Source organism: Hymenobacter terrenus (genome assembly GCF_000972495.1).
Taxonomy (GTDB): domain Bacteria; phylum Bacteroidota; class Bacteroidia; order Cytophagales; family Hymenobacteraceae; genus Hymenobacter; species Hymenobacter terrenus.
The window spans coordinates 1-7324 of sequence record NZ_LATM01000067.1; the positions used below are offsets into that span (position 1 = coordinate 1).

The 7324-nt window shown below is 52.0% G+C and carries 7 protein-coding genes; 4 read left to right on the forward strand and 3 right to left on the reverse strand.

Annotation, left to right across the window (positions count from 1 at the left end):
- The 3 genes from WX88_RS26170 to WX88_RS31880 form a co-directional block, all read left to right on the forward strand.
- On the forward strand, positions 1-2902 hold a 2902-nt coding region (locus tag WX88_RS26170), incomplete at its 5' end, for a SusC/RagA family TonB-linked outer membrane protein (RefSeq protein ID WP_046247388.1).
- 36 nt (positions 2903-2938) lie between these two features.
- Complete coding sequence (locus WX88_RS26175) at positions 2939-4351, forward strand: SusD/RagB family nutrient-binding outer membrane lipoprotein (RefSeq protein ID WP_046247389.1); 1413 nt, start codon at positions 2939-2941, stop codon at positions 4349-4351.
- A 167-nt stretch (positions 4352-4518) separates the two neighbouring features.
- Positions 4519-4641, forward strand: a complete 123-nt coding sequence (locus tag WX88_RS31880) for a hypothetical protein (protein ID WP_262489864.1) — start codon at positions 4519-4521, stop codon at positions 4639-4641.
- An 81-nt stretch (positions 4642-4722) separates the two neighbouring features.
- On the opposite strand, the gene WX88_RS26180 is transcribed toward WX88_RS31880, so the two are convergent.
- Both WX88_RS26180 and WX88_RS31125 read right to left on the reverse strand, forming a co-directional pair.
- Positions 4723-5292 (reverse strand): transposase, encoded by a 570-nt coding sequence (locus tag WX88_RS26180; protein ID WP_197076982.1) that lies wholly within the window; start codon positions 5290-5292, stop codon positions 4723-4725.
- A complete protein-coding gene (locus tag WX88_RS31125) occupies positions 5238-5621 on the reverse strand; it encodes a helix-turn-helix domain-containing protein (RefSeq protein WP_046247390.1) in 384 nt (127 codons plus the stop codon). The genes WX88_RS26180 and WX88_RS31125 overlap by 55 nt, the downstream gene beginning before the upstream one ends.
- Before the next feature lie 373 nt (positions 5622-5994).
- On the opposite strand from WX88_RS31125, the gene WX88_RS31885 reads away from it, so the two are divergent.
- On the forward strand, positions 5995-6123 hold the full coding sequence (locus WX88_RS31885) for a hypothetical protein (RefSeq protein WP_262489865.1): 129 nt from the start codon (positions 5995-5997) through the stop codon (positions 6121-6123).
- A gap of 3 nt (positions 6124-6126) precedes the next feature.
- Here the strand turns inward: WX88_RS31885 and WX88_RS31635 are convergent, their stop codons facing one another.
- Positions 6127-6429, reverse strand: coding sequence for a hypothetical protein (locus WX88_RS31635; RefSeq protein WP_231590804.1), 303 nt, complete (start codon positions 6427-6429; stop codon positions 6127-6129).
- Positions 6430-7324 lie beyond the last annotated feature (895 nt).

Genomic DNA, 7324 nt, shown 5'->3' on the forward strand with positions numbered 1-7324 from the left:
CACCGATACGAAACAACTGAATGAGGTTGTTGTCACTGCTCTTGGCATTGAGCGGGAAACAAAAAGTCTAGGCTTTTCCACCCAGCAAGTGCAGGGCGATGCTGTTACGCAATCTGGCGAAACTAACATTGTGCAAGGCTTAGCTGCTAAAGCTGCTGGCGTGCAAGTAGTTGGTAGCGCCGGTGTACCTGGTGCCTCCTCAAAAATTCTAATTCGCGGTAACAATTCGTTCATCGGAGATAACCAACCCCTATTTGTAATCGATGGCATTCCACTTGATAACCAAACCAACGTAACTGAGGGGGCTGATTACCCTTTCAATGCCAACTTGCAAGGAGTAGCTAATTCTAACCGAGCCATCGACATCAACCCAAATGACATTGAAACCTTCAACGTATTGAAGGGTCCAGCTGCTGCCGCCCTATATGGGTCACGAGCTGGCAACGGTGCCATCATCATCACCACCAAGCGTGGCAAAGCCAATCAAAAAGCCACAGTTTCTTTCCGCTCAGAAGTTGAACTGACAGAAGTGAACCGCCTACTCGACCGCCAATTGAAGTACGCACAGGGCACAGGCGGCGGTAATCAGCGCGACGCAACGGGCGCACTGATCACCCCTAACTATAATACTTATACGCCTGGAAATGACGGCATTTTTGATCGAACCCACGCCGATGAAGATTCAGATGATAATCCTGGCACATCTCAAATATGGGGCCCGACCAACTCTTCGCTCGACATCACCCCAGTTGATAATGCGGAGAACTTTTTCAAAACAGGCATTTCTTATACCAACGACCTGTCCATCGCAGCCGGCAACGACCGAGGCGCAGTGAGGTTTTCGCTAGGCCAGTTGCGCAACGAGGGCATTGTGCCCAATACAAGCTTTAACCGGTATACGCTGCGCTTAACTGCCGATACTAAACTATCCGATAAGATAACGCTAGGCGGTACGGTTAATTACATCAACTCTGGAGGTGTGCGCGCCCAGCAAGGTAGCAACACTTCGGGGGTAATGTTGGGACTGATGCGGGCGCCGAGTAGCTTCGACCTAGCAGCTGGCTACAAATATGATAGTGGACCTAATAGAGGCTATCAGCGCAACTATTTCCAAGCTTACGATAACCCTTACTGGACGGTAAACGAGAACCCTACCCGCGATGACAACAGCCGCATTTTGGGCAACTTGACTTTAACTTATAATCCTTTACCATGGCTGCGTATCATGAATCGCGGCGGTGGAGATATATATACCGACCGGCGCAAAAGCATTTTTGCCATATATTCAAATGGCAATCCTGGTGACTTGTCAGGTGAGATTCGCGAAAACACGAGATATCACCGCGAACTCTACAACGACTTGACTGCCACGGGCTCATTCAACCTGACGGAGAAACTTTTTGCGAGCCTTACGGTGGGTAACAACATCAATGAGCGGTATGACCAGAACCTTTTTGCTCGTGGCCAGCAGTTGGCAGTACCTGGATTTTACAACTTGAGCAACGCAGCCACCCGCTACGCCGACGAGCAGACTAGCACCATTCGTAGTTTTTCCTACTTCTACGACGCCAACTTCTCGTTCAATGACTTTGTCTTTGTTGGCACCACGGGTCGTTATGATAATTTCTCCACATTTGGTCCCAACGCAGGCGGCTTCTTCGCCCCTTCTGTCAATGCCTCAGTTGTGCTATCAGAACTGCCTGGTTTCAAGTCCATCGAAAATATTGCGAATTTTATCAAAATCCGCGGGGCTATTGGTAAAGCAGGTAACCAACCGCCGTTTGGCATCACCCGCAATTACTTCGTGGCACCCTTCTTCACCGATGGTTTCACCAACGGACTTTCTTTCCCCTATGCTGGTGTAAATGGTTCGGGTCTGTCGGGCGCCATTGGCAACCTGAACCTGCGTCCTGAACAAGTCCTTTCCCGCGAAGTGGGAACCGAGTTACACCTCAATAAGGACAAAATCACCATTGATTTTACTTACTATAACAACCGTTCAAGCGACCTCATTCTAAATCGACCAGTTTCCTCGGGCTCGGGTTTTACTAGCACCTACGAGAATGCAGGTGAAATTTCGAACCGCGGTATCGAAGTGGTGGTGGGTCTGAAGCCATTCACTTCCGAGAAAGGTTTCAATTGGAACATGCAGTTTAACTACACCCGCAACCGCAGCGAAGTATTGGCCCTCGCCCCAGGCGTAAACCAGTTCGATCTAGAAACCGCCTTTACCGGCATTGGCTCCTTCGCCATCGTGGGTCAGCCTTACGGTGCCCTCTTTGGTACGCGTTGGAACCGTGCTCCTGATGGCCAACTGCTCATTGGGACGAATGGTCTACCTAGCGTGGCGGCTGAAACCGGAAACATCGGCAACCCATTTCCACGCTACACCCTTGGCATCCGCAATACATTCAGCTATCGGGGCTTAAGCCTATCCTCATTGATTGACATCCGCAGTGGTGGCCAAATTTGGAATGGTACTTACGGTCGCTTGAACCGCCTAGGCATTTCAAAGATTACCGAAGACCGCGACCGCGACTATGTGATTCCAGGTGTATTAGCCGATGGCTCACCCAATACACAGGCTGTTTCTGCCTTCACCTATTTCAACCGGTATCTTGGCGACAACGGTGGGGCCAATGAGCAGTTTGTTCAAGACGGCAGTTGGGTTCGCCTGCGCGAATTGACTCTTGCATACAATTTTGGTTCCCCTCACTTCCTGCCTTTTGTGAAAGGTTTGGAACTCTATACCTCAGGCACCAATTTGTACCTGAAGACGAACTACAAAGGCATCGATCCGGAAACCAGTCTGACTGGTGCCGACTCAAATGTCAGCGGGTTCGATTATTTCAATATGCCCAACGTGCGTACGTATCGTTTCGGCCTGAAGGCAAACTTTTAATTCAAAGTAAAGCTTCTGCTTTTTATCCTTAAAATCATGAAAAAGAAAGTTCTTTACTTGTTCCTTGCAGCATCTCTGCTTGGGAGTGGTGGGTGCAATGACTTCACCAAAGACTACGACATTAGCCCAAACGCGCCACTTGATACCACCATGCCACTATTAATGAGCGGCACCCAACTCTCGGTGATAACTGCGTATACTGGAAATCTAGCGCGGGTGTCGGGAATTTTTACGCAACAGCTAGCGGGCACTGACCAGCAGTACGCAACATACGCAACCTATCTGATAACGGAGTCGGACACTGAAAACGAGTTCAATACCATCTATCAAGGCGGCCTCATCAACGCGGAGAATATGATTAAGCGAGGTACAAATGAAAACTCGCCTTATTATATTGGGATTGGCAAGATACTGAAAGCTATGTTATTGGGCATTGCCACCGACGTATTTGGCGATATTCCCAATCGTGAGGCTCTTAAGGGGGGCCCCGGCTTAGCAGCTGCCTCGCTGGAACTGAATCCTTCCTATGACCCTCAGCGAGTCGTGCTAGAGGACATCCAAACGCTGCTTTCGGAAGGAATTACGGAACTGGGTAAGCCCGCCGCTGGTCTACTGCCTTCTTCCGATGACTTCATTCACGGTGGTAACGCCGCCTCCTGGGTAAAGACGGCTTATATTCTGAAAGCTCGCTACGCCAATCGGCTCAGTAAGCGTGATGCCACAGGTTCTGCCACGGCGGCACTAGCGGCCATCGACCAAGCAGGACTTATCGATAACGATGACGATGCCAACGCACTCTTCACCACCAGCCCTAATAGTCTGAACCAGTTTTACGCGTTCAATCAGAATCGGAGAAACTATGTGAAAATGGGCGCCCGCTTGGTAGATTTGATGAAGACACTAAATGACCCGCGCCTGCCTTTCTATGCCACCCCTGCCAATGTGGCTGGTGACTATTTTGGTACTCCCCTTGGCACAACCGAAACTAGAGCGATTTCCGATATTGGTTCTTTCTATGCGTCGCCCGATTCGCCCATACCTATGGTAACTTATGTGGAGGCAAAATTTATTGAGGCGGAAGCGGCGCTACGTTTAGGTCAAACTGCTAGGGCCCAAACAGCCTATGCCGATGCTATTATAGCTCACCTCAGCAAGTTAGAAATTGGTGTAACTCAACGCGACGCTTACCTAACCGCCAACGGTACCCTGTCTACTAATGCAGCCACAGCCTTTAATCAAATCATGACGCAAAAATACATTGCGAACTTCCTCCAAATTGAGGCATGGAGTGACTACCGCCGCACCAAGCAACCCCCCTTGACGCCTGACCCAACTGGGGTTATCTCGACCATTCCCGAACGCCTCCCCACCCCGCAGGGTGAGCGCGTTAATAATCGAAACGCGACGGTGGTATCAGATTTGACAACACCGGTGTACTGGGCACAGTAGCCCAAACAAGCAATATCCATGATTTGTCCGAGCTAGGGGTTATCATTAAAAGCCCTTTCTAAAAAGAAATGTCCCTAGCTTGTCTTGAGTCAGGGACATTTCTTTTTAGAAATGTAGCTTCATGGTATTCTAGACAAGGCAGAAGCAGAACGTATCCTTCTTTTGTTATGGCAACTAAAACAAACGTGGCGTCGCTCGACCAACAGCGTAAATACGACACGGCGTTCAAGGCCGAAGTTTTGTGCCTGGCGTTGGAAGCCCGAGCACACAAGCCGCGGTTCGGAAGTTAGCGCAGTTCCCAAGTCACTGTACATGACATCCGCAATGGTCAAACCAATTTTGGGCATCCCGCTGACTTATCCACTCCGTAGCTACTTGGATGGCGGCCTCCAAGGCCTCACGGGTGCGGGCCTGGGCCGTGCGCAGCCAGCTTTTGAGTTTGCTGAAGGCGTCCCAAATGCTTGACACGCATTTTCAATGGGGTTAAAATCGGGCGAGTACGGCGGTAGGTACAGCAGGCGGACGCTGCGGGCTTCGACCAATTCGGCCAAGCCGGCCACTTTGTGGGCCGGCAGGTTATCGAGTACGACCACGTCGCCGGGCACCACCGTCGGGCCGAGCACCTGCGCCAGGTAGACCGCGAAGACGTCGCCATTGACGGCGCCGCTTACGGTCATCGCCCCTTGCAAGCCCTTCGCCGTCAGGGCGGCGACCAACGTCACGTTTGGCCCGCCGTGCAGTGGCCCCCCTTGGCCAACGCGTTGCCCGCCTTCGGTGCGGGCGTAGCGGCGGCAGTACGTCAGGTTGGTGCTGGTCTCGTCCACAAACTTAAAACAAGTAAAATCCGCTCCCTGAATCGCTTCGACAAAGGTCTTGCGCAGCGCTTTCACCCCTTCGGTGTCGCGCTCGGCGGCGTGGAGGCTCTTTTTTTTCGCCGCCAATCCAGTGCTTGCACGGCTCGCCCCAGCGCGGACTGGCTCATCAACAGCCCGCCGACGGCCGCCAGCCAGACCCGCCGCTCGTCCAAGGTCGCATCCGGGCTTTGGCGCAAGCAGGCGCGTAGCTGGGCGAAGGCCGGGCCATCCAGGCGCGAGGCGGGTCCGTGGCCTGGGGACAAGCCCGCCGCGCTGCCCTGCGTCCGGTGGCGGCGCAGAAGCTTGGCCACGAAAGAGTGCGAAACGCTAAACCGGGCGGCTACCGCCTCCTGCTTGCCCCCAGCTTGGCAGGCCGCCACGACACGCTCGCGTAAAGCAAGCGAATAGGCTTTCATGACCAAATCTAATTAAAAACGTGTACGCCGACTTGAGAATCGCTCTAGGTATCAGCCCCAAGCTGCTCTACCGCTGGCAACAAGCGCAGTTCGTGGCCGAAGTGAGCAGCGAAGAAGTGGCTTGCGACCTAAACGTGCCCGGCTGACGCGAGCCAAGCAGGAACTCAACAGATGAAAAAGTATTGGTCAGCGCCAGCTTAATACACAGGCTCAGCCAACCGATCCGGTGAGCACCGACCAACATATTGCTCGGCATGCCGCCCACATACCCATACGCCAAATCTGCCAAGTGCTACGCGCGGCCCTGGCCGCGTATTACGCGTGGCGGCATCATCCGCAGTGCCCATAAGCTGAGCCCGTCTGGCAAGTGTCCGTGCGTGAAGTGTTTGCCTATCACCGTCATCACTACGGCACGCAATTGGCGCGTGCCGTAGTAGTGGCCCAGGGACATGCGGTTGGCCGCTGGCACATCTACCGGGTGCTGAAGGCCACCGGTTTATGAGTCCTAACTGGGTATGACCCAGCAGCCCCACTCTTCTCTACCGCGCACTATCGACTCGGCCCCGACCGTGTGCGCCGCTCTGAACTGCTTACTTGGCCAGCCGCCCTCACCACCCCCAATCGGGTCTGGGTGGGCGGACATCACGTACTTGCCGCACCGAGGCGGCAGCTGGCTGTACTTAGTTGTATGGATGGACCGCTGCTCGCGCAAAGTCGTTAGCTTTGGTACCGCCGCGGCACGTAGGGACGTACGTGAGACGATGCCCGAAGACTTGGTCAGCGAGTCGTTGCGCCGGGTCTTGGTCATGCTTCGCCCTCAGGCGGGCTCGTCGTGCACTCCGACCAAGGTAGCCAGTACATGGCAATCCGCTTTCAGCAACTGGTCACCCACTACGGGGGCCACCAAAGCATAAGCCGGTGCGGCAGTTGCCACGACAATGCCCACGCAAAGTCTTTTGGCGCTACTTCAAGGCTGAACTACTCGATAGCCGCTTTACCGGCACGACCCAAGCCAAGCTCGGAATTAGCCACCACATCGCTTATTACAACGCCGAGCAACGCCACTCCGCCCTGGATACCGCGCCCCCAACTACTTTGAAACCTATCTGCAAACCACGTCCCAATTCTGTCCAGCTTAGTTAGACCACCTCAAAGACTATCAGTCAATGCTAACAATTATTTTTATACTCTTGATTTACAAAGTTTTGTAAATAATAAAAATATTAAGATAAATTCCTGCATAACCGCCGGACACCCGACTGGCTCACCGACGGATGCGCCACTTGACCTTGAACTCTACCGACGCCGGTTGGTCATTAACGAAATGATGCGTGACTAGGATGGATTTAAAAACCTGCTTGTATTTAATAAAATACAAATAAGTTTGTTTTTTATATTTTTGTATTTAAATTATTACTTCCTATGCCCACTTCTCTTTAAATTCATTTCTGTGAATTATACTAATCTTTTATCAAATACTTTAAGCCATTTAACAACTTATTATAACTGGTACTTAAGGCCCGTAAAAAGCTATGAAACCTTCTTTTTTATACTATCTTGCAGAAATTCATCAGAATTTTTCTTTCTTCCATTCACTCACCAATAAGTAAAATCTATGAGAAAAATCATATTTCTGTTTCTGCTGCTCATCAGTGGCCTGTTGCAGCAGGCACGAGCACAAGACCAGACCATTTCAGGCAAGG

Excerpts from the sequence above, each read along its gene's own strand:
- WX88_RS26175 (WP_046247389.1), top strand. The coding sequence starts at position 2,939 with ATGAAAAAGAAAGTTCTTTACTTGTTCCTTGCAGCATCTCTGCTTGGG.
- WX88_RS31880 (WP_262489864.1), top strand. The coding sequence starts at position 4,519 with ATGGCAACTAAAACAAACGTGGCGTCGCTCGACCAACAGCGTAAATAC.
- WX88_RS31125 (WP_046247390.1), bottom strand. The coding sequence starts at position 5,621 with ATGAAAGCCTATTCGCTTGCTTTACGCGAGCGTGTCGTGGCGGCCTGC.
- WX88_RS31635 (WP_231590804.1), bottom strand. The coding sequence starts at position 6,429 with ATGACCAAGACCCGGCGCAACGACTCGCTGACCAAGTCTTCGGGCATC.